This window comes from Psychrobacter pygoscelis, from assembly GCF_004335015.1.
Classification (GTDB): Bacteria; Pseudomonadota; Gammaproteobacteria; order Pseudomonadales; family Moraxellaceae; genus Psychrobacter; species Psychrobacter pygoscelis.
The window spans coordinates 180,381-204,272 of record NZ_RQRU01000002.1; the positions used below are offsets into that span (position 1 = coordinate 180,381).

19 protein-coding genes are annotated in these 23,892 nt (G+C 42.6%); 15 read left to right on the forward strand and 4 right to left on the reverse strand.

The features are described 5' to 3' along the window. Nucleotides 1–76: 76 nt before the first annotated feature. Entirely contained in the window at nucleotides 77–673 is a 597-nt protein-coding gene (locus tag EGV92_RS05595) for a BLUF domain-containing protein (RefSeq protein ID WP_131668256.1), read from the reverse strand. A 317-nt stretch (nucleotides 674–990) separates the two neighbouring features. Beyond that, complete coding sequence (gene serA, locus EGV92_RS05600; RefSeq protein ID WP_242678660.1) at nucleotides 991–2,223, reverse strand: phosphoglycerate dehydrogenase; 1,233 nt, start codon at nucleotides 2,221–2,223, stop codon at nucleotides 991–993. A gap of 452 nt (nucleotides 2,224–2,675) precedes the next feature. Here serA and EGV92_RS05605 point away from each other — a divergent pair, with 452 nt between their 5' ends. Together EGV92_RS05605 and EGV92_RS05610 are read left to right on the forward strand one after the other, a co-directional pair. Continuing rightward, nucleotides 2,676–3,353, forward strand: coding sequence for a LysE family translocator (locus EGV92_RS05605; RefSeq protein WP_131668258.1), 678 nt, complete (start codon nucleotides 2,676–2,678; stop codon nucleotides 3,351–3,353). A gap of 616 nt (nucleotides 3,354–3,969) precedes the next feature. Then, complete coding sequence (locus EGV92_RS05610) at nucleotides 3,970–5,511, forward strand: FAD-binding oxidoreductase (protein WP_131668259.1); 1,542 nt, start codon at nucleotides 3,970–3,972, stop codon at nucleotides 5,509–5,511. 138 nt (nucleotides 5,512–5,649) lie between these two features. Here the strand turns inward: EGV92_RS05610 and EGV92_RS05615 are convergent, their stop codons facing one another. Continuing rightward, nucleotides 5,650–6,234 carry a BLUF domain-containing protein gene (locus EGV92_RS05615; RefSeq protein WP_131668260.1) on the reverse strand — a complete coding sequence of 195 codons (585 nt, stop codon included), beginning with the start codon at nucleotides 6,232–6,234 and terminating at the stop codon, nucleotides 5,650–5,652. 456 nt (nucleotides 6,235–6,690) lie between these two features. Between EGV92_RS05615 and EGV92_RS05620 the strand changes: the two genes are divergently transcribed. From EGV92_RS05620 to EGV92_RS05680, 13 genes are all read left to right on the forward strand, one after another. Next, nucleotides 6,691–8,322: a carbon-nitrogen hydrolase family protein gene (locus tag EGV92_RS05620; RefSeq protein WP_131668261.1), complete on the forward strand. Its 1,632-nt coding sequence runs from the start codon at nucleotides 6,691–6,693 to the stop codon at nucleotides 8,320–8,322. 44 nt (nucleotides 8,323–8,366) lie between these two features. After that, nucleotides 8,367–8,870, forward strand: a complete 504-nt coding sequence (locus tag EGV92_RS05625; protein WP_131668262.1) for a protein disulfide oxidoreductase — start codon at nucleotides 8,367–8,369, stop codon at nucleotides 8,868–8,870. Between the two features lie 551 nt (nucleotides 8,871–9,421). Further along, nucleotides 9,422–11,305: a DUF6531 domain-containing protein gene (locus tag EGV92_RS05630; RefSeq protein ID WP_131668263.1), complete on the forward strand. Its 1,884-nt coding sequence runs from the start codon at nucleotides 9,422–9,424 to the stop codon at nucleotides 11,303–11,305. After that, entirely contained in the window at nucleotides 11,259–12,119 is an 861-nt protein-coding gene (locus EGV92_RS05635) for an RHS repeat domain-containing protein (protein WP_165525568.1), read from the forward strand. The genes EGV92_RS05630 and EGV92_RS05635 overlap by 47 nt, the downstream gene beginning before the upstream one ends. A gap of 28 nt (nucleotides 12,120–12,147) precedes the next feature. Then, entirely contained in the window at nucleotides 12,148–12,444 is a 297-nt protein-coding gene (locus tag EGV92_RS14340; protein WP_165525569.1) for a pentapeptide repeat-containing protein, read from the forward strand. 423 nt (nucleotides 12,445–12,867) lie between these two features. Next, nucleotides 12,868–14,160 carry an RHS repeat domain-containing protein gene (locus tag EGV92_RS05645; protein WP_479725186.1) on the forward strand — a complete coding sequence of 431 codons (1,293 nt, stop codon included), beginning with the start codon at nucleotides 12,868–12,870 and terminating at the stop codon, nucleotides 14,158–14,160. 572 nt (nucleotides 14,161–14,732) lie between these two features. Further along, nucleotides 14,733–16,037 carry an RHS repeat-associated core domain-containing protein gene (locus tag EGV92_RS05650; protein WP_131668267.1) on the forward strand — a complete coding sequence of 435 codons (1,305 nt, stop codon included), beginning with the start codon at nucleotides 14,733–14,735 and terminating at the stop codon, nucleotides 16,035–16,037. A gap of 14 nt (nucleotides 16,038–16,051) precedes the next feature. Beyond that, nucleotides 16,052–16,600 carry a hypothetical protein gene (locus EGV92_RS05655; RefSeq protein ID WP_131668268.1) on the forward strand — a complete coding sequence of 183 codons (549 nt, stop codon included), beginning with the start codon at nucleotides 16,052–16,054 and terminating at the stop codon, nucleotides 16,598–16,600. Nucleotides 16,601–16,952: 352 nt separating this feature from the next. Beyond that, nucleotides 16,953–18,350, forward strand: coding sequence for an RHS repeat domain-containing protein (locus tag EGV92_RS14085; RefSeq protein ID WP_131668269.1), 1,398 nt, complete (start codon nucleotides 16,953–16,955; stop codon nucleotides 18,348–18,350). A 15-nt stretch (nucleotides 18,351–18,365) separates the two neighbouring features. Next, complete coding sequence (locus tag EGV92_RS05665; RefSeq protein ID WP_131668270.1) at nucleotides 18,366–18,968, forward strand: hypothetical protein; 603 nt, start codon at nucleotides 18,366–18,368, stop codon at nucleotides 18,966–18,968. Nucleotides 18,969–19,374: 406 nt separating this feature from the next. Next, nucleotides 19,375–20,703, forward strand: a complete 1,329-nt coding sequence (locus tag EGV92_RS05670) for an RHS repeat domain-containing protein (protein ID WP_479725187.1) — start codon at nucleotides 19,375–19,377, stop codon at nucleotides 20,701–20,703. After that, complete coding sequence (locus EGV92_RS05675) at nucleotides 20,700–21,158, forward strand: hypothetical protein (RefSeq protein ID WP_131668272.1); 459 nt, start codon at nucleotides 20,700–20,702, stop codon at nucleotides 21,156–21,158. The genes EGV92_RS05670 and EGV92_RS05675 overlap by 4 nt, the downstream gene beginning before the upstream one ends. A gap of 627 nt (nucleotides 21,159–21,785) precedes the next feature. Then, nucleotides 21,786–22,010, forward strand: coding sequence for a hypothetical protein (locus EGV92_RS05680; protein ID WP_131668273.1), 225 nt, complete (start codon nucleotides 21,786–21,788; stop codon nucleotides 22,008–22,010). A 499-nt stretch (nucleotides 22,011–22,509) separates the two neighbouring features. Here the strand turns inward: EGV92_RS05680 and ald are convergent, their stop codons facing one another. Further along, nucleotides 22,510–23,628, reverse strand: coding sequence for an alanine dehydrogenase (gene ald, locus EGV92_RS05685; RefSeq protein ID WP_131668274.1), 1,119 nt, complete (start codon nucleotides 23,626–23,628; stop codon nucleotides 22,510–22,512). Nucleotides 23,629–23,892: the final 264 nt, after the last annotated feature.

Genomic DNA, 23,892 nt, shown 5'->3' on the forward strand with positions numbered 1-23,892 from the left:
ATGACTTATCCAAGACCTTCATTAAAGCCATGTCGGAGGATACCTGTGTAAAGTACAGGTAAGCTGACACGAGGAGCTATGATTGTAGCTTAATGTTATACACCATCAGCCCCACTATTAACACCGCCAATAACGACATTACCGAGTTAAACGTCAGCCAGCGATGTTGACCTGACGACATATCAGGGCACAATCCTGCTCGGTTATACTCCATGCAGTCATTATGTGTACTTTGGGTATGATCACTACCATGATGCTGATAATAATCCTTAAACATGGTCACAAATTCAGCAGTCTGCGCCTGACTCCAATCATAGGGGGCAAATGGCATAAAAGAATAAGCATTCGCATAGCATGTGACAAAACTGTCAAAGGTAATCGCAAACATATTCCAGTCTGTAAAGCGCCGATTCTCAAGGGTATTTTTATCCAAGATTCGCATACTGCGGTGACGTTTATCTTGCTCCAGTTGTAAGCATAACGCTTCTATCTCAGAGTGACTGCCCTCGACGTATTGTAAAAAATACTGATTACCATGACATAAAAACCCACTGATTCCAGCTCCCCTATTCCGTACTTTGGAGTCTGTCACAATCTCACAAACAGTATCCGGTGTCACCAAGGCTTTTAGTGTAATTTTACTGACATAAACAACATAACTAAGCTGCGTCATAATCGTATCATTTATTATTGATCTTGACACTGAGTATACATAGTATTACCAAATAAAACTTTAAATTCTGGCGTAAAGGTAGTAATAAGCTGATTAACTCATTATTGAGGTTTTATCGCATCAGAAATATGGGCTAAAAGTAAGTCAATTCATGCAGCTAGTGATGTTTTGATTGTGATTGGACACATAGGTATAGAGTGATTATTTTAGGCCATAAAAAAGCCAAACACAGACCGAGGTCCATGTTTGACTATCAGTTACTTCACTAATCGAAGCTAAACCAATCGCCGCACGGCAATGGGCGTAAAGCCAACGGCTTAATACAATACCCGAACGCGGATAGTCTCATCGATATCTTTAAGTGTCTCAAGCGCTTCTTGTGAGTTTCTATTATCGACATCCATGACTAGGTAACCAACATTACCTTCGGTCATTAGACTTTGTGCCAAGATATTGATACCAGCCTTAGCAAATGAGCTGTTAATCTGCGATAGCACGCCAGGCACGTTTCTATGAATATGTAGCAGACGATGTGAGCCTTCTTTGACCGGAATGCTAACCTCAGGGAAGTTCACTGCGGTCACTGTATCACCGGCATCTGAGTATTTGACAAACTTCTCAGCCACTTCAAGCCCAATATTGGCCTGAGCTTCTTGAGTTGAGCCACCGATATGCGGTGTTAAGATAACATTGTCAAACTTACGCAGTGGTGATTCAAACTCTTGATCTGCTGATTTGGGCTCTTTAGGGAACACATCCACCGCCGCGCCCAATAGCTTACCTGACTCAAGTGCAGCTGCCAGATCATCAATCTCAACACAGGTGCCACGAGCTGCATTGATAAAGTAGCTGCCTTCTTTCATCTGTGCAAACTGCTCGGCTTTCATCATGTAGCGCGTACTCGGTAAATCTGGCACATGCAAAGTGACCACATCAGCAGTCTGTAATAGCTCCTCTAAGCTTCCCACCTGCGTGGCATTACCTAGTGGCAGCTTGGTAACGACATCATGATAGATAACTTTCATACCGAGACTCTCTGCCAATACTGACAGCTGCGAGCCGATAGAGCCATAACCGACGATACCCATCGTCTTACCGCGGACTTCATGTGAGTTTTTGGCAGACTTACCCCAACCACCACGGTGAACCACCGCGCTCTTCTCAGGGATACCACGGTACAGCATGATGGCTTCAGCCAGTACCAGCTCAGCTACTGAACGAGTATTAGAGTACGGGGCATTAAAGACTGGAATACCCAGCTCACGAGCCGCATCTAAGTCTACTTGGTTGGTACCAATACAGAAGCAACCAACAGCGACGAGCTTTTCTGCCTGCTCTAACACTTCACGTGTCAGCTGAGTTCGTGAGCGAATGCCCACAAAGTGCGCGTCTTTAATCTTTTCGATTAGCTCATCTTGGTCGAGAGCATGAGTCAGATACTCAATATTGTTATAGCCTGCCGCATTTAACACTTTTAGCGCATTATCATGCACGCCTTCAAGTAGTAAAAAACGGATTTTATCTTTTGGTAGTGATAACGCCATGTGAATTACACCTTATGTCAGAACCTCTAGGGGAACTATCGGTTAAGAATAGTGATGAAAAGAAAGGTTTTCATCAGAAATTTTGATAATGAATAGCTATTATAAAGAATAACAATGAGAAAATAATGGCGTTTATATTACACAAAATTTGCAATTGATGTTAGAGGGGTTACCGAATAAATGCGTGCCAATTTTGACTATGAGAGACACTATTCGTTTGGTGCAAATTTAAACCTGCCTGAATCCAAAAGCCAATCGGTGCTTAACCCTTCTATTATCCTAGCGAAATATTATAAGAAATATTGGTTATCCGCGCTTAACTATCAAGGCTAGCTTAGGAGAATATTCGTTATTAAAACTCTGTATTATCAAAGTAAATAGTGAATATACTATCTTGATATCATCGGATGTCGTTACGCTATGGTTTAATGGTTTATCTATAAAACTTAAGGACGGGTATGGATTTTTCTACGTGGTTTACTTTTACTATAATGGCAACGTTAATTGTCATGTCTCCCGGTCCAAATGGCGTTATCGTGCTAAAGACGCTTGGACAGTATGGCTATAGGCCTGCCTTAGCCGTCATCTTAGGGCTATTTTGTGCAACATTTGCTCATGGCCTATTTGTATTATTCGGCCTATCCGCATTATTAATCTATATTCCTCAAGCTTTTCTGACAATTAAGATTCTGGGCGCTATTTATCTTTGCTATTTGGGACTGAAGTCTCTTAAACAGTTCTTTAACGCTCAAAAGCCCCCTATTAGTGACAGTATTAGCGACAAAACAAAAGTCAGCGTTACTAACCCTAATGACACAATAGCTAGGCTACGCAGTTTTATGAAAGTGGGGTTATTAACACAATTATTAAATCCTAAAGTCTCTGCCCTTTACTTAGCAGTCATTCCTAGCTTTGTCGACTTTACCGCCGCTACGGCGACTGTTGATACGCTAATATTAACACTGACCCATGCTAGTATCGTCGGTAGCTGGTTCGTCCTTTTGGCAACTGTCAGCGTGAAGCTCTTACCCTACTTTAAAGACACCTCAGTCGGTAGATGGATGAATGGCTTGGCAGGTGCGGTAATGTTATATTTTTCAGCGATGCTGCTAACATTTGAAACTAAACAACCTTAAGATTTTAGGTCACTAGGTTAACAAAACTTGTTTCTAATTAAATTATGGTATGAATTCATTACTAATTAGCCCATTATGGGCCAAGCTTACCCCGCTTCCTTACCCTTACACCCCCATTAGCTAGTCCTAGCATGGCGCAATTAATGTCAACGTAGTCTTGCCATGCTACTTGTGATACCGTAAGGGTCTCGATATAGTCCGCCTTCTTTATACCCTAGTCGCTATCAGGCAGCTTGTTGCAACTGGCGCTAGCGTCCATTTCACTCATTAATCAGCCTTTGGTTGTCTTTATCACAGCAGTCAATATCCTAGTAAACATTGTCAAGTCCGCAGCCCTTAATCCCGTGGGGTTTTCTAGGAAGGTTTGCAGCATAACTGAAACCTGATAACATAACTATGCTTAGTAATCCTACTTGAATCTTTGCTTTCATAAAGACTGAATACCAAGTTCTTCTCATGGAAGAAAAGGATAAATCCATTCACTAGTAGCCATTATAAGCCAATCTATTTTTAGTCCCTAAAAACAAGCAGTTGCTTAAACCGTAGAGGCTGCCTATTGCAAAGCCTTTATTATATTGACCTATCGATCCATTGACTTCGCCAGCCTGAGACCACCATGACCCAATTACCTACTCCTACTGACAACGCCGACGCCACTAACTCTAATCAAAATCCTATCGCTGCACATGAGCGCACCCACGCTGCTGGTCAATCCCAAGCCGATGAACCGGCTCTAAAGACAGGCAGCCTAGATACTGAGGCAGTACAAAAGCTACTGAGCCGTTTAACTGAGCAGCATGGTTATGAAGATACGCAGATTAAGCTTGATAGCGAAAGCCTTGAGCACTGGGGCAAAGACTGGACCAAACACTTTGCGCCCGCACCTTCTGCGATTGTCTTTCCAAAGAGTACCGAGCAAGTACAAGCACTCGTCAGGCTGGCTAATGAATTCAACATTGTCGTAACGCCAAGTGGGGGGCGAACGGGACTTTCGGCAGGGGCTGTCGCCAGTAATGGTGAGATTGTAGTCAGTCTCGACAAAATGAACAAAATCGGTCAATTCTACCCAGCTGACAGAATGGTTGAGATTGAAGCAGGTGTCATCACTGAGCAGCTCCAACAGTTCGCAGAGCAGCAGGGTCTGTATTATCCCGTAGATTTTGCTTCAGCAGGGTCGAGTCAGCTTGGGGGTAATATTGGCACTAATGCAGGCGGCATCAAGGTAATCCGCTATGGCATGACGCGGCAGTGGATCTTAGGTCTGACGGTGGTGACGGGCAAAGGTGATGTCTTACGCTTAAACCGCGGTATGATAAAAAATGCGACTGGCTATGATCTACGTCAATTATTTATTGGTGCAGAGGGGACACTAGGTATTGTGACTCACGCACAGATTAAGCTGGAGCGTCCACCACAAGAGCTTACCGTCATGGTACTGGGTATGGACGAGTTTGATCATGTCATGCAGGTATTATCCGCCTTCCAAACGCAGATTGATCTCACGGCATTTGAATTTTTTGACAGTGTGGCAGTCGATAAGTTAATGGCAACTGGACACGTGCAAGAACCATTTGAAGCGCGAACTAAGTACTATGCGCTGATCGAGTTTGAAGCGCCCTATGAGCCAATTATGGACAAGGCGATGGTGATATTCGAGCAGTGCATGGAAAACGGTTGGGTCATCGATGGGGTTATGAGTCAAAGTATCGCGCAAGCGACTGAGCTTTGGAAGCTTCGTGAGTATATCTCCGAGACTATCTCAGTATTCACACCTTACAAAAACGACGTGTCGGTACTCATAAGCTATGTTCCCGACTTCATCCACGACATCGAGACCGTCGTTAATGAGAACTATCCAGACTTTGAAATCTGCTGGTTCGGTCATATCGGTGATGGCAATTTGCATCTAAACATCTTAAAGCCTGAAGGCTTATCTAAAGATGAGTTTTTTGCCAAATGTCAGAGCGTTAATGATCATGTGTTCGCCATCGTTCAGCACTATGGTGGCTCTGTATCGGCAGAGCATGGCGTGGGCATGACCAAAAAGCCCTATCTGGCCTATAGCCGTAGTGAGACTGAGATTGACTATCTACGAGCCATCAAAAAGGTATTTGACCCAAATGGTATTATGAACCGTGGCAAAATATTTGATATTTAACCCTAAATGTCAAAGCGATCCCGCTACCGTTATGTCAATGACATCCTAATACGGTAGCGGGTTTCCTTGGTTATTAGCCAGTCTATTATTGGCTACTCTGTATATAAGAGCTATATTGAATCTATATACAATAGATGGCTAGGTTTGCAGCAGCCGTAGCAAAGACACAATGATAGCGATGAGCAATATGCTCTGAACAAGCAAAAATGCTTGATGCGGCGCGGCAATAGCACTAAGCCATCTTCCTATCGCGTTAAAGCGGATAGCGGCTAACGATTGCTGCGGCTCTTGACCCAAGGTCTCGATGATACTCATAAACTCATGCCAATCCTCTGTTGACCAGCTAAATGGAATAAATTTAGCAAGTGCGGTTAACCTTTTTTTATGGGCTTTAGACATAAGTCCATGCTCTAAAAAAAGACAATGCATCGTCCAGCCTTGATAGTGGCGCTGCTCAATAGGGGTGAAATGGTGAACCCTTACATCCTTATGCCGATGGTCTCTGATACATATATTGTCTTTTAATACCGATAATTCGCTTTTATCTCCCTCGATACATTGAAAGAAACACCCATTGCCATAACATAAAATGCCCGTAATACCGTGCTGGTAGTTATTGGCTGTGGCGAGCTGCTGAATATCAGCTAAAGTCCTAGGGTTGAGCTTACCTGCCCAGCTAATTTTGCTGATATAGGTCAGTTGCATTAGTCTATTGCTACACATTGGCTACTCCGAGACTGATTTAGTCCCTATTAAACTTAATAAGAAGTAAGAGTAGCTATAGAGGTTATTGACAACTCTATAGTTGCAAGACACTGCAAATAATCTCAATTGCCTACTGCAATTATCAAAACAAACGTTTGCCTACTCAGCGTATCTTTACCCTCTTTTAGCGAAATTCATGATTATTCAGTATGACCAAGGGCGCTCACTATCCTATTGCGCTAAAGTTACTTTGCTAAAGTTACTTTATAGCCGAATGACCAAACGTTACCTCGAAACTTAGTTACCAAATTAATGCAGTTTATAGCAAAAATTCTATTGCTATTTATTTATAGTAGCACATCTGAGCCGATACGTTACATAGCATAGCGGCTAATACTGAATTAAGTAACATATCTTTATACCTGACCAAGATGCGTATAATATTGCCCTTTGAATTTGTAAAGAGACAAAGCTATGAACAAACTTGATGACTTTCATCTAAAGATTCAACAGATTAAAAAGAAAGACTACCCTCAGCTTAAGACACTGATGGATAAAGTCTATGCCAATATGGGCGGAGCATGGTCCAAGACGACAATTCATACCCTAATTGATGCTTTTCCTGAAGGACAAATCGCCCTATTTGATCACGAGCAGCTCATCGGTATTGTATTGTCAATGCGTGTCGACTATCAGCGCTTCTCTAATCCCCATACTTATGACGACCTTCTTGGTCAGCGCGAGATTATTCAGGACAACCCTGAGGGTGATGCTATCTATGGTCTCGATGCCCTAATTGATCCCGACTATCGGGGTTATCGTCTGGGTCGCCGTCTCTACGACGCTCGAAAAGAGCTGTGCCGTCAGATGAACTTCCGCGCTATCCTCGCTGGCGGCCGAATCCCCAATTATCATAACCACCAAGACTTAACCCCTGGTGAGTATATCGATGCCGTTGAGGCGCGTGAGATTCACGACCCAGCATTGTCATTTCAGCTGTCAAATGGCTTCATCGTCAAGCGAATCCTCACAGGCTACCTACCTGATGACGCCCAATCCAAAGGCTTTGCCACCCTACTTGAGTGGGCCAATATCTACTACGAACCTCAGGACTATAAGCCAAATACGCGCAAATCTGAGGTACGCATTGGTGGTATTCAGTGGCAGATGCGTGAGGTCGAGTCACCTGAAGAGCTGCTTCAGCAAGTGGAGTTCTTCGTTGATGTCATGGCAGACTACAACTCTGATTTCGCTTGCTTACCGGAGTTTTTCAATGCGCCGCTAATGGGCCTTTGTGAATCTACTGACCAAAATGTCGCGATTCGCTTTTTGGCGGACTACACTGAATGGTTCAAAAATGAGATCTCGCATCTAGCGGTCAGCTATAACGTCAATGTCATCACAGGCTCAATGCCACTGCTCGATGAGGACGATACCTTATATAACGTAAGCTACCTGTGTCGCCGTGATGGTACAGTTGAAGAACAGCGTAAGATCCATATTACCCCACATGAGCGCAGCGCTTGGGTTATTGAAGGCGGTAACAAAGTACAAGTCTTTGACACTGATGCTGGCCGAATTGGTATCTTAATCTGCTATGACGTAGAGTTCCCTGAGCTGGCTCGCCTGCTCGCGCTTGAGGACATGGATATCTTATTCGTGCCCTTCTGGACCGATACCAAAAACGGCTACTTGCGCGTGCGTCACTGCGCCCAAGCCCGCGCTATCGAAAACGAATGCTACGTGATGATATGCGGCTCAGTAGGCAACTTACCGCAAGTTGAGAGCTTAGACATTCAGTACGCCCAGTCATCGGTATTTTCACCGTCTGACTTTGCCTTCCCACACGATGCCATTATGGCTGAGACGACGCCAAACACGGAGATGATTTTCTTCTCTGATGTCAATCTTGATAAGCTCACCCATGTGCGTAACGAAGGCTCAGTCCATAACCTTAAAGACCGCCGCGATGATCTATTTACGCTAAAGTGGAAGAAGAAGGCGAAAACCTCTGTTGAAAAATCGAGTGACGCTGAGCTTAAAGACAATAGCGGCAGTGTGCGTGAGGGTGCACCGCTGCAAGATCGAGCGCGTAAACCATCGTGATAGAGACAACAAATACTGAGACGCCTCAAGCAAAGCCTTCAATAATGACAAAAGGGCTATCTTGGGGCTGGACTGCCATTAAATATTTAGCCGTATTTTTAGTTATTTATACGGCTATTAATTGGTGGCGTCAGCCAGTTATGCCTGCCAATCCTGATTTACAACTGACGGATTATCAAGGTCAGACAGTCGATATTGCAGCGATGAGCCATGATTCCCCAGTATTGGTGTACTTTTGGGGTAGTTGGTGCGCGGTCTGTAAAATCACGTCGCCGACGGTGCAGTCTTTAGCGCAATCTAGCCCCTACCCTGTAGTAACTATTGCCATTCAATCTGGTGACAATCAAGAATTGAGGCAATATCTGAAGGCAAAGAGCTTTAACTTCACCACAATTAATGATGAAGAGGGCGATATTTTTAAAGCTTGGCAGGGTCAGGTGACGCCCTCTTTTGTTATTTTAAAAGACGGCGAGATGACGCAAGGACTAACTGGGGTACAACCGGAGTGGTCACTTAGACTGCGCCTTTGGTTGTCGTCGGTGTTTTGAAATCCTTACCTATATTCTGAATGGTGGTCATTTATCTGAAAGCCAACGCCATCGCTTGTGGAATTTTGTTGTGTTTGATAGGGTATACAGAATTTAACAAATATTAAGAATTCTGTATTATGAAAATTCTAAATTGTATTGTTCTAAGTGTGGTGCTCACATTGTTTAGTCAAAGCAGTTCAGCTGCTAAACAATGTATTAAAGATGGAGGAGGATTTTCCTGTATTCCTAGTCAAGTCTCTAACTGGAGATATTGACTACATAATTGTAAAGATGAAGATTCTACCGTTTCATTTTGTAGAGTTAAAGGAGGTACGTTACAACGAATTCCCTACAGATATAAATGTAATGGTGATACTCCAGACACACTACAAAACTATAAACAAAGAGCAGACAACTATATTTCCGCTAACTGGTTAAGATGGTATAACAAAATAGACTTTGAAGAAACTCAATGGCAAAATCAAGATAATATTGATAGTGAACACTGTGAACTCTCTTCTAGTAGACATAACATCTTAACACGCGATTATAAAAAGCTAAATTATAGATTGCAAAGTATAAAACACTCAGGAATATTTACTGAAAGTATTACTTTACATAACTTCAGAGATCTGAGCTGCCCTAAAGATACCTATGAACTCACTGATTTAAATGGAAATCTCTACTGTGGCATTGAAAAAACTCAGTCTTTAGGCTGTTCCGTCTCCGTAGGCAACCCCTGCTCGGTAACCACAGGCAATAAATTCCTTTCTGAAACCGATTGGTCAGCTAGAAACAGTCCCTTAAAGGTACAGCGTTTTTATAATAGCTTACCCGATAGCGAATCTGGCAGCGCCGCTGGGTGGATGCACAACTACAATATTAGCCTTAACATTGGTGAAGTGCGAGATGCCCAACTCAATATAAGACCGCAATCCCTTGATGAACCCAATACCGCCATTATTTTTTATCGAGGCGATGGCAAGCGTGTCCTAGCTGTACGCAACTATACCGACAGTACGATTGCAGGAAATGATGGTTGGTTCATTAATCGTGATGATAGCTTAAAGCTCACTCAAATTAATAATCGCACTTGGCAAGTCACTAATGTTAAGGCAGGCACAGTCGAGACTTATCAAGCTTTAAACAACGATACTCAGACAGAAGCGTTTGACTTTAAACTGACGCGCATCGACTACTTAAACGGTCAGTTTGTCACCTTAGGTTATCAAGATGGCAATCTTGATAGTGTCACCGACCATTTTGGGCAATCGCTCAAATATCATTACGATAGTAATGGCTCAAGTAGCAACTTAAGCGCTATCACTCTTCCAAACGGCAAACAGATTGAGTATCAATATAATGACAATACAAAAGAGCTACAAGTCAGTCGCCCAGGCTTCGGTACCAAGACTTATCTCTACGATGAGCCTGCTTATGCCCCAAATCCTAACGGCCTGATCACCGGTATCATTGATGCTAACGGCAATCGCTATGCCACGTATCAGTACGATAATCAAAACCGTGGTATCAGTACTGAACATGCCGATGGCAGCCAAAAATATACTCTAAGCTTTCACAATGGCTACACTCAAGTCACTATGCCGCACGGTGGCAGTCGCCGCTACAACCTCAAGCTGGTCTCAGGCGCTAACCGAGTCAGCGCCCAATCTGGTAATGGCAAATCTACTAGCAATCAATACGACCAAGCGGGCAATCTCATCCGTCAAAGCGATAACGGCTTAATCACCATATTCAGCTACGATGAGACGCGCAATCTACCCACTCAAAAAGTCACCGCCTTTGGCACAGATGAGAGCACCATCACCCTAATCGAATGGGCAGATGATCTACCTGTTAAAACTCAAGTCACCCAAGGCAGCGCTAATACAGACGGTACATTAAAACAAGCCCTGCGAGTTACGAGCTATACCCATGATGAGCGCGGCAATACGCTTACCAAAACCATTACCGACCCTATAACAGGCAAATCACGAACTTGGACTTATACCTATAACGACTATAGCCAAAAGACCAGCGAGACCAATCCACTAGGGCTGACGCAGTCGTGGGAATATGACCCTAGTAATGGCAATCTGTTAAGCGTCACTGATACGCAAGGCTTGATCACCACTTATAGCAATCACACTAGCGGTGGCAAGACACAAACCATCACTCAGCCATCAGGGCAAGTGACTACCCTCGCCTATGATGACGCAGGGCGCATCACCACTCAATCTACCACTATCACTACGCCGAGCCTTGAGAGTCTCGCCAAAGACAAAGACGGCGGTATCAAGTTTAGGAACTGGTGGCGTAAGCTGTTTGGTATGCCGCTGCTTCCCAATCCCGTCAAATACGACATCAAGCAAACGCCTACCCAGACAGCAGTCACTACTTATAGCTATGATCCAAGCAGGTCAGCTGATCAGCACCCAATTGCCAGATGGTGAGACCATCACTTATGAGTACGACGACGCGCATCGACTTATCGCCACCAGCGACAGCTTAGGCAACCGTATTGCCTATACGCTAAACGGCGCAGGCGACATCATCCAAACTGACAGCTATGATCCAAAAGGGGTACTGGCGCAAAGTAGCCAGCAAAGCTTCGACACCCTCGGTCGTCTCAGCCAAGAGCAAGGCAATAACGGTCAGCAGACCCGCTTTAGCTATGACAGTCGTGACAACCTCACTAAGACCCAAGACGCGCTAAACCGTGTCAACAAACAACAAAATGACAGCCTTGGCCGCACCACACAAGCCACAGATGCTTTAAATAATAAAACCAACTACACCTACAACGCCTTAGGTCAGCTCACTGCAGTGACCGACAGCCGAGGCAATACCACGACTTACATCATTAACGCCTTTGGTGAGACCACGCAGATAGACAGTCCTGATACAGGACTCACAAGCTTTGACTTTGATGATAACGGTCAACTGGTACAGCAAACGGACGCCACAGGCCGAGTGCAAGCTTATGGCTATGATGAGCTTGCAAGGCTGGTCGCCATCACAGGCAACGATAACCTAACCATCGCTCAATATGGCTATAATGACTTGGGACGGTTGATCACGTTAACCAATCCTGATAGCACCACGAGCTACACTTATGACAGTGCGGGCCGAGTCATTGAAAAGGAGCAAACCCTAATAGAGCGTATCCAATTAAAAATATTAAAGTTGATTCATTCGACTGGGGAAACAGATGATAAATTTAACTTATGTCAAAGAACCAAATGTAGATCAAAATATACAACTTGATAATATGATCGCATATGATCTATCAAATATGAACTTGCATCGAATACGCTTTGAAAATTTGGAAAGTAGCTCAGCTAATTTAAGCAATACTAATTTACGAAGTGCTTTTTTTGACAACTCGACTTTTAAAAGTTGTAACTTCGACAATGCAAAATTTATTGCTGTATATGCTAAAGATATAACTTTTGAAGGTTGTACATTCATAAATACTCAGTTTATTAGTAGTGAGTTCATAAACTGTAGATGGGTTAATTGTGATTTATCAGAGATAGAGACTCATAACCTTACCCTAATCAATTGTTCGCCAACTAATATTGGAAAATAGCAAAAAGGTATCAGTGTAAAAATTTATGCAATAAAGATTAACCCAACCCACGACAGATACTAGCAAGAAAAACGATGCTACCGCTAGCCCCGACAGCAGCGGCTATCCTACTCGATTGAGCGAGTTGCGGGGGCTAGGTATTGGGGTGTTATCGAGGCAACAGGAACGACCCAAACCGTGTCCCCGCCTCGCTCAGTTGAGTAGATAATAGCGAATGGCGGGATTGGCTACAAAATACCCTTACTCCTCACTTACAGTCCCAATGGCATAACGGACTTCAACTGGTCACAGACCGACCAGCCTGTAAGCTACGATTATGACCTTGATGGTCGACTCACTAAAATCTCTGACTCTGCCCTTAACCGAGCTTATAATTATGACGCGGGCAATCGCATTACCTCAATCTTAGACGGCTCGGCCAATATCAACTACAGCTACCAGCATGACAAGCTAGATCGACTGCTCAAGCAAAACCTGCAAGATACCAGCCTTGGCTATGCGTATGATGCCAATAGCAACCGAACTCAAAGTAAGATCACTAAAGACAGTGCCGTTGATGTCAATAACATCAGCTACGAGACTGATAGCAATCGCATCAAGGGAGTCAGCTACGATGCGTCAGGGCGTATCTTAAACGATGGTAGCAGGACTTATACTTATAACCCTGCTGGTCGTATCCAGCGTATTCAAAATGGCGCGGTGGGTGTGTTTAATATCTACAATCCTATCGGGCAACGTATTCAAAAGAATAGTGGCAATAGTGTTAGTGCTAAGACTTACTTTAGCTATGATGAACAAGGGTTATTAATTGGTGAGTACGGCGTCAATGGTGAGGCTATCCGTGAGTATGTGTATCTCGGTGGTCAGCCCATTGCGATGTTGAGCAGTGAACAACCTGATGAGGTTTTACAGATTCATTCGGATCATTTGGGAACGCCTCGGGCGGTTAGTAACGCTAATAATGAAATACTTTGGCGGATGGAGGGCGATCAGTTTGGTGATGTTCAGCCTAGTGTTGAACAGGTTAAGTTACCTTTAAGACATGCCGGTCAGTATGCCGATGATGAGACTGGGCTTTTTTATAACTATTATCGGTTTTATGATCCTAAAACGGGTCGGAATGTGACGAGTGATCCTATTGGTTTAGATGGTGGGATGAATACTTATGGATATGTTGGGGGAAGTCCTTTATCGGCGATTGATCCTTATGGTTTATCGAAACAATTTGGCTTGGGTTTATCAGGACTCATGGGATTTAGCCCTGTTGGTGCAGGTGGAGGAGTAAGTATAAGCATATCTATCCCTGATAATTGGCAAAATATCAAATGTTACCAACTTACCGCAGGTACTAATGCAAATGTTCTTTTAGGTCTGGGACAATATGTAGGATATGGTATAAACCTCATATATTCTGAAAATAAAGGCCCGCTTGTACCTGGTTTTAATGCTAGTGTACATAGGTATGCAGAGGGCGCAGTAGGTGTGGGGCCTATATCATTAGGTATTGGTATGCAAGGTAAAGAAAATCTAGCTTCAGCGAACTTTTTTTCTAAAGTACTGTCTCCACAATCCATCAAAAAAGATCCTATAAGTTCAGTGTCTCTAGCGCCGCCATTAAAAGTTGGTCAAGGGATGGGTTATTTTGGGGGATTAGGTTTGACCGCTAACCTATCTGGTACAACTCCTGTTTTTGACGATAAGTGTGGATGTCTATAATGTTTAAAAAAAAATGGGTATTATACTATTCTCTAACTTTACAACTGATCATTAGATTCTACTTATTATTAAGCTTTTTATTTACGATAGTATCTATTTTTTCATTCGTCAATTATTTTATAAATGATAAAAATAAAATATCTATCTCTTATTTAATTTTTGTGCTTATTTTTACTGTCATAAATTTAGTCATTTGGAAAGTAAATTCCCATTTTTTAAATAAATCTTTAAAAAACATTAAATCTTTAAAATGAATGTAGCTTAGCAATAAGACTCAATAAATCAACCCACCACAGATACTAGCAAGAACATGATGCTACCGCTAGCCCCGACAGCAGCGGCTATCCTACTCGATTGAGCGAGTTGCGGGGGCTAGGTATTGGGGTGGTATCGAGGCAACAGGAACGACCCAAACCATGTCCCCGCCTCGCTCAGTTGAGTAGATAATAGCGAATGGCGGGATTGGCTACAAAATACCCTTACTCCTCACTTACAGTCCCAATGGCATAACGGACTTCAACTGGTCACAGACCGACCAGCCTGTAAGCTACGATTATGACTTAGACGGTAGATTGACAGCGATTAACGATAGCGCTCTATCTAGAGCTTATAACTATGACGCGGGCAATCGCATTACCTCAATCTTAGACGGCTCGGCCAATATCAACTACAGCTACGAGCATGACCAGCTAGATCGACTGCTCAAGCAAAACTTGCAAGATATCAGTCTTGGCTATGCGTACGATGCCAATAGCAACCGAACCCAAAGTAAGGTCACTAAAGACAGCGCCGTTGATGTCAATAACATCAGCTATGAGGCTGGTAGCAATCGCATTATCGGGGTCAGCTACGATGCGTCAGGGCGTATCTTAAACGATGGTAGCAGGACTTATACTTATAACCCTGCTGGTCGAATTGAGCGTATTCAAAATGGCGCGGTGGGTGTGTTTAATGTCTATAACCCTATCGGGCAACGTATTCAAAAGAATAGTGGAAGCGCTAAGACTTACTTTAGCTATGATGAGCAAGGGCTATTAATTGGTGAATACGACGTTAATGGTAAGGCTATCCGTGAGTATGTGTATTTGGGTGGTCAGCCCATTGCGATGATGACCAGTGAACGACCTGATGAGGTTTTACAGATTCATAGTGATCATTTGGGAACGCCTCGGGCGGTTAGTAACGCTAATAATGAAATACTTTGGCGGATGGAGGGCGATCAGTTTGGTGATGTTCAGCCTAGTGTTGAACAGGTAAAGTTGCCTTTAAGACATGCTGGTCAGTATGCCGATGATGAGACTGGTTTGTTTTATAACTATTATCGGTTTTATGATCCTAAGTCGGGTCGGTATGTGACGAGTGATCCCATTGGTTTAGATGGTGGGATGAATACTTATGGGTATGTTGGGGGAAATGCGCTTGGTTTGGTTGATCCTTACGGGTTGAATCCTGCTTTAGGCTGTGCCGCTGGAGCTTGGGCAGGCCCTATTGGTTGTGGAGTAGGAGCAGCCATTGGACTAGCTATTAATTCTCTAGGTATATATATCCTTAGCGAAGCAATAAACAATTCAAATGATGAAATTTCAAGTATTCCCGAAGGTGAGACGTGTCCTTTAAATCTTCCAGACAAAATACCAGATTTTGATTTCAATGATCCAAGACAAACTCCCATAGGCGCTGATGGACAGTCTTGGCCTTGGCATGGAAAGCCTCCTCAAGGAGGAGATAAAGGAGGTTATAAAAACCCCAATGGAAATGAAAGTATTCATCCAGACTTAGACCATCCTGCTCCCATAGGACCACATTGGGATTTTAACGATAGAGGAAAAGGCAACGGTTATAGAATAGCTCCAGATGGAACAATAAATCCTAAATAAAGAGGTTATCTGCAATGAAACATGATAAATATATCATAGAATATTTAGAAGATGTACTTTCCTATGAAAACACTTTAGCCATGACACTTTCGCATTTACTTTCTAATGTATCAAATTTAAAACACAAAATTTATGTCACCATACCTTCTAATAAAGCTGTGGATATCAAAAATTTTAAAAGCGGTGGTATTTCTAATAAAGAAAAAAAATATATATATGATTATTTTGATAGAAGATATATAAATACTGAATGCATTTTAATTTGGGATGATGTTATGGCCGAAGCCACAGACAGCATTATTGATAAATACCCATACGTATGTATAAATAATGAGATTTACTTCTATAAAAATTTTAAAAATACAAATCCCCAAAGCATAGTAGAGGGTATTAACTTTTCGAAAACAGCATGGCATTTCATAGGTATAATTTGTGAAAATACACATTCGGAAAAGGAAGTTATAGATAATATTATTAATTCTTCTAATCTAAAAGAAAACTTAAAGGAAATAATTATTGGAGCTTTTGATGGGGAAGGATTTATTCATTATTATATCGATTGAGTTTTATTAAGCTGTAACTGTTAAAGTATTAGCATAATTTCTATTCTTTATGATGATCGTGAATATCTATAATTTTTATGACGGGCTGATTCTAACTACTTAAATACTCATAACCGTTAAGACCACTTTCACTTTAGCCCTACCCGTTAAGCAAGCTCTCAGCCGATACAAAGTGATGCCCCAGACTTTCTGCAACGGCATCACTGGCTTTTTTAGGATCGCAAGGAAAAAAGACTTAATGGGGTTTTTTAAAGGCTATCCTGCTGCTTTAGGCTAGTAGATAATAGCGGACGATAAGATTAGATCTAACTACGCTTAGCCCCTCACCTACAGCCCCAATGGCATCACAGGCTTGAACTGGTCACAAACCGACCAGCCCGTAAGCTACGATTATGACCTTGATGGTCGACTCACTAAAATCTCTGACTCTGCCCTTAACCGAGCTTATAATTATGACGCGGGCAATCGCATTACCTCAATCTTAGACGGCTCGGCCAATATCAACTACAGCTACCAGCATGACAAGCTAGATCGACTGCTCAAGCAAAACCTGCAAGATACCAGCCTTGGCTATGCGTATGATGCCAATAGCAACCGAACTCAAAGTAAGATCACTAAAGACAGTGCCGTTGATGTCAATAACATCAGCTACGAGACTGATAGCAATCGCATTGTCGGGGTCAGCTACGATGCGTCAGGGCGTATCTTAGACGATGGTAGCAGGACTTATACTTATAACCCTGCTGGTCGAATTGAGCGTATTCAAAATGGCGTGGTGGGTGTGTTTAATATCTACAATCCTATCGGGCAACGCATTCAAAAGAATAGTGGCAATGCGAAGACTTACTTTAGCTATGATGAGCAAGGGCTATTAATTGGTGAATACGACGTTAATGGCGCGGCTATCCGTGAGTATGTGTATTTGGGTGGTCAGCCCATTGCGATGATGACCAGTGAACGACCTGATGAGGTTTTACAGATTCATAGTGATCATTTGGGTACGCCTCGGGCGGTTAGTAACGCTAATAATAAAATACTTTGGCGGATGGAAGGCGATCAGTTTGGTGATGTTCAGCCTAGTGTTGAACAGGTAAAGTTGCCTTTAAGACATGCTGGTCAGTATGCCGATGATGAGACTGGTTTGTTTTATAACTGGCATCGTTACTATGATCCATCTACAGGTAGATACGTTACTTCTGATCCTATTGGTTTAAACGGTGGGATGAATACTTATGGGTATGTTGGGGGAAGTCCTTTAAGTTTGGTTGATCCTAGAGGATTAAACCCTGCTATGGGAGTGGGTTGTGCTATAGGTTCTTTTGTTGGACCTTTAGGTTGTGGAGCAGGCGCAGCTATAGGCGGTTTAGTTGGAGCAGTAGCAACTATAGCGATACTATCTACGCCTAGTGATACGGCTCAAGATGATACTAAGGCTACGACTGACGAGAATACTTGTGAAAGTGACGAGTGTCCGCCTTGTACACCTTATCGTAAGGGAACGGTAGGTTATATTGGTCCGAAATTCTCCGTATATGGTGTTCACGGAACGCAAACAGGAACGGGAGAAGAACATTATATTTTATATAGGGTAGGTCAAAATAGCAAAGCTCGTGGTTGTGGTTGCTATTGGCAAGAGGACAAAAAAATTGCAGGACACCATTATATGTGGCAACCTAATATCTTTCTAACTGTAAATTTAAATCATAAAGTTACTGGTAATACTCGAACCAAGTTTTTACCTTATCCATAACTGGAGTGTTAAGGAATGAAAGCATCAAATTTTGAAATCTTTTATAAACCATTCACCTCCAATAAATCAGTAATAGCTATTCCTGAATTATGGAACACTTTAGATTGGGATGATGGTTGTTTTACTAAGAATATTTTACCTTATGTTGAAAGTCAGTTTGATAGCGAAACATATGCAAATGATGAGTTTTTAATGATTAAAGATATTCAATTTTTTAGGAGTATGAAGAAATGTGGTTTCTATGCGATATACAACTTTATACCTGATAAAATATCCTTATCTTATGATAGCAGTATTTGTAAGCCGTTAATTATGGATGATGTTTTAGAGAATTTGATATTTATAGGATGGAATCCAAGAATGGAAACAGGTTCGGCATTTACTGATGGCTTATACCCAATTTATTTAGAAAGTGGTATTTCAGGAAGACTATGCTTTGATGAAAGTATTTCTATTAAGGTCAATCGTTTTGGTTTATTAGATTGTTTTACTGACAGCGAAGCTATTTGTAAAATCAATAACGAGTGCCCAAAAAACGAAGACTTCTGGTATCCCACAGGTCTTTACGTAGATAAATATACATATTCATTTATCTCTCAATATAAACCTGTTTGCTAATTACGTAGTCTGATTTTTAACTAGACATCAAGACATCATTGTCGCAACCCTAGCCCTAGGAGCGTTTTAGCCCCGACAGCAGCGGCTATCCTACTCGATTGAGCGAGTTGCGGGGGCTAAGTATTGGGGCGGTATCGAGGCAACAGGAACGACCCAAACCATGTCCCCGCCTCGCTCAGTTGAGTAGATAATAGCGAATGGCGGGATTGGCTACAAAATACCCTTACTCCTCACTTACAGTCCCAATGGCATAACGGACTTCAACTGGTCACAGACCGACCAGCCTGTAAGCTACGATTATGACCTTGATGGTCGACTCACTAAAATCTCTGACTCTGCCCTTAACCGAGCTTATAATTATGACGCGGGCAATCGCATTACCTCAATCTTAGACGGCTCGGCCAGTATCAACTACAGCTACGAGCATGACAAGTTAGATCGACTGCTCAAGCAAAACTTGCAAGATATCAGTATTGGCTATGCGTATGATGCCAATAGCAACCGAACTCAAAGTAAGATTACTAAAGACAGTGCCGTTGATGTCAATAACATCAGCTATGAGGCTGGTAGCAATCGCATCAAGGGAGTCAGCTACGATGCGTCAGGGCGTATCTTAAACGATGGTAGCAGGACTTATACTTATAACCCTGCTGGTCGAATTGAGCGTATTCAAAATGGCGCGGTAGGTGTGTTTAATGTCTACAACCCTATCGGGCAACGCATTCAAAAGAATAGTGGTAATGCGAAGACTTACTTTAGCTATGATGAGCAAGGGTTATTAATTGGTGAGTACGGCGTTAATGGCGCGGCTATCCGTGAGTATGTGTATCTCGGTGGTCAGCCCATTGCGATGATGACCAGTGAACAACCTAATGAGATACTACAGATTCATAGTGATCATTTGGGAACGCCTAGAGCCGTTACCGATCAAGATAGTGCGGTGCTTTGGAGATGGGAAGGTGATGCCTTTGGTACGAATTCACCGAGTATAGCTACCATTGAGATGCCACTTAGAATGGCGGGTCAATATGCTGATGATGAGACTGGACTGTTTTATAACTATTATCGGTTTTATGATCCTAAGACGGGTCGGTATGTGACGAGTGATCCTATTGGTTTAGGTGGTGGGATGAATACTTATGGGTATGTTGGGGGGAATGCGCTTGGTTTGGTTGATCCCTATGGATTGTATTGGGCACCAAGTGAAAGAGGCGGCTATAGTAGGTCAAGCCTTCCATTACCGCCGTCAATCCCTCAAGACTCATATGAAGTGTTAGTAGGTTATGGAGATGCTTTACTTCTAGGCTTTGGTGATGACATTAGAAACCTAATTAATATGGACGCTGGTGTGGATTATTGCTCATCGAACTATAAAGGGGGTAATTATACTGGTATTGCTGTAACCGCATTAACAGGACCTGCTGCCAGATTAAGCTATGTTAACCAAGCTAGAAATATTCCAAATATCACCAATTCGGGTGAAGTGGCGAGTGCTCTAAGAAATACTTATAAATATAACCATAGAAAACCATTGAATTGGCTCTTTAAAGACAAGCACGTCACTAGCTATAAAGATTTAGTAAACCAAGGCTTTTCGAATGCTGATATTGTAGCTAAATCATCAAGAACTAATAAAATGTGGACTGCTGGGTTAGTATCTATAGGTCCTGCTATAGGTTTAGGTAGAGCATCGCAAAGTTACATTTCTGATAATGAAAAGTGTGGTTGTCAATGAAAATACTGTATTTTATACCTCCAAACTATTATCTAAGTGACTATATCCGATACTATTCATACTTAGAAAATGATATTTTAAGTATTAAACCTATTAATGCTAGTAGCTTCGAAGGATGGCTATTCAAATATAAAAAAAATATTTTCTCAAAGGAGAAGTTATTTGTTATTTTTGAGAACAATGGTTTTATTTTTGTAGACTTTGGAATGGGAGCATTTAACCTATCAAAGAGTGAAATTAGCTATCAGAAACAAATTAAAAGATACGCGTTTGATATAATATTTTTTAAAGATGGTCAAGAAATATATAGAATTCATATCGCTATATACGAATGGTATTACTGGATGCATGATGGAAGTTCACCTGAAATGATATGCCCTATAAATTATGCATTAGACAAATTTGAGAATAGTGAAAATTGGCTTATTAATTTTTTCCAAAGCAAAGGAGGATAAACCTCTTGCAAACATACCATTTTATCATTTCTAGCTACGAAGACCCAATGGCATTACTGGCTTTACTTGGTCACAGACCGACCAGCCTGTAAGCTACGATTATGACCTTGATGGTCGAATCACTAAAATCTCTGACCCTGCCCTTACCCGCGCTTATAACTATGACACGGGCAATCGTATTACCTCAATCTTAGACGGCTCGGCCAATATCAACCACAGCTACGAGCATGACAAGCTAGATCGATTGCTCAAGCAAAACTTGCAAGATATCAGTCTTGGCTACAAAACGCCCCTACCCCTCACCTACAGCCCTAATACTAGAAGTCTAGAGCAACATTCATTTTAATAATTTAAGTTAATAAACCAATCTAGTAAGGCTGTAGCCAACATAGCAATAAACAGTCCATCTAATAGGAGACACCACATGACTAATAGTAAAAAATAGATTATCCCAGGAGTAGGAGTTGAGGATATCAAATTCTCAATGACGCAAGAGGAAGTAATAAAACTGTTAGGCAATCCATCTGATATAGACGACGCCATCGCCGAACAACCCGTGTATATTACGATGAAATAGAACTCGCTATTGTCTTTCAGTGGCTAGATGGCCACTTTAAGATCCACAGCTTGGAGATTGACAGAGATTTATATACACTCTGGAATGTCCCGATTATTGGTCAAGCTTATGAGACCATTGTGCAGTTAATAAAAGACAATGGCGTTACTGATTATGATGGCTATGATAGCAACGCCACCTCAAGAATTATTGTATGTGAAAGTCCCCACCTGTGCTTTGCTTTTGAAAATGACGTTGTAGACTCGCTAACTTTATATAACCCAACCTTAGGTTAGTAGGCGTAGTGTAGATACAACGAAGTAATCCTTACGGAACGGGAACTTAAATCACGCTAACTATTGACTAAAACGAGAAATAACAAGAAATTACTGCTAACCTTAACAGAAGAGCTGTCAGAAAACTGCGTGGCTTGCTACGGACATTGCTATTGTCTTGTGTTGGGGGATATTTTTTTGCTTATTCCTCCTTAACGCTCGCAAGCAGAATTATTTAAATAAGTATTCCTAAAAGTCATCAATCTTAGCGATTCTTTATCGAATAGAACACTCTGGCATTTGATGCGGTTTAGCCTTGACTGCCGCGGTATCCTGTACGCTTGAGCGGGCTGCGGTGACTAGAGTCTGAGATAGTATCGAGACAACAGGAATGTCTCAGCTCGTGTCACCGCCCCGCTCAAGTGTGCAGATACAAGCAGAAGGCAAGATTAGCTCCAACGACAAAAACTATCAAACCTTCTAAACGCCTTACCATAGCAAACACTGTCTATGCTAAGCCTTAGCCTTTTAACAAGCTTTGTGCAGAAACAAATTCATAGCCTAGCGAATCAGCCACGGCCTCATGAGTGACATGACCTTGCAACGTATTAATGCCTTTCATAAGCGCGGGGTTATCAAGACAAGCTTGGCGGTCGCCTTTATCGGCCAAAGCTTTGGCATACGCAAGAGTGGCGTTGGATAAGGCCATGGTAGAGGTGCGCGGTACAGCACCTGGCATATTTGCCACCGCGTAATGGATAACACCATGCTTGGTATAGGTGGGGTCGCCGTGGGTGGTGATATGGTCGGTGGTCTCAAAGCAGCCGCCTTGGTCAATCGCGATATCGATAACCACGCCGCCACTATGCATGGATTTTATCATGTCTTCTGTCACCAGCTTAGGTGCAGACGCTCCCGGAATCAGTACTGCACCGATGACCAGGTCGCTGGCCTGAACACTTTTGCCAATGTTCAGCGGAGTGGACATCAGGGTCTGGACGCTATTGCCAAACAGTTCGGTCAGCTGCTTGAGACGAGTAGGGTTTAAGTCCAAAATAGTCACATCTGCGCCCATGCCCACAGCGATTTTGGCCGCTTCTGTGCCGGCGACGCCGCCACCAATAACAGTTACTTTGCCTTTTTGTACGCCTGGGACCCCGCCAAGCAAAATGCCCTTGCCGCCATAGAAGCTCTGTAAGAATTGCGCGCCGATTTGTGTGCTCATACGCCCTGCGACTTCGCTCATTGGGGTCAGTAGTGGTAAGGAGTTGTCGGCAAGTTGCACGGTCTCATAGGCAATACCGGTGACTTTTTTATCGACCAATGCTTGGGTGAGCTTCGGCTCTGCGGCCAAATGCAAATAGGTAAATAGGGTCAGTCCTTCGTAGAAATAGTCGAACTCTTCGCTCAAGGGTTCTTTGACCTTGATGACCATGTCCACGTCCCAAGCGGCCTTAGCATTATCGACAATTACCGCGCCAGCATCTTTGTAGTCTGCATCGAAGAAGTGTGACCCTTCGCCAGCCTTAGTCTCGACGACCACTTCGTGTCCCTGCTCAATGAGGGCGTTGACGCCACTGGGGGTAAGACCGACACGATTTTCGTTATTTTTGATTTCTTTGGGGATTCCAATTTTCATGTGCTAACGCTCCTTGGTCAATTTTTAAGTATAAGTAACCTTCGTCTTTTAGTAGGTGATAATAGCTGATTAAAGTAGAATGCATAACAAAAGTTAATTTAAGTATAACTATTTTCTATGGTTCTAATTGTAACAACACCTTTATTATGTTTAGATAATTGAGTGTAGTGATGCCCCTTGTTAAATTACCAAATTCAATAAATGGTGCTTGTTGAAACGGGTCATTTATACACATATAAGTGCTGACTTATTGCAGCTGCTAGT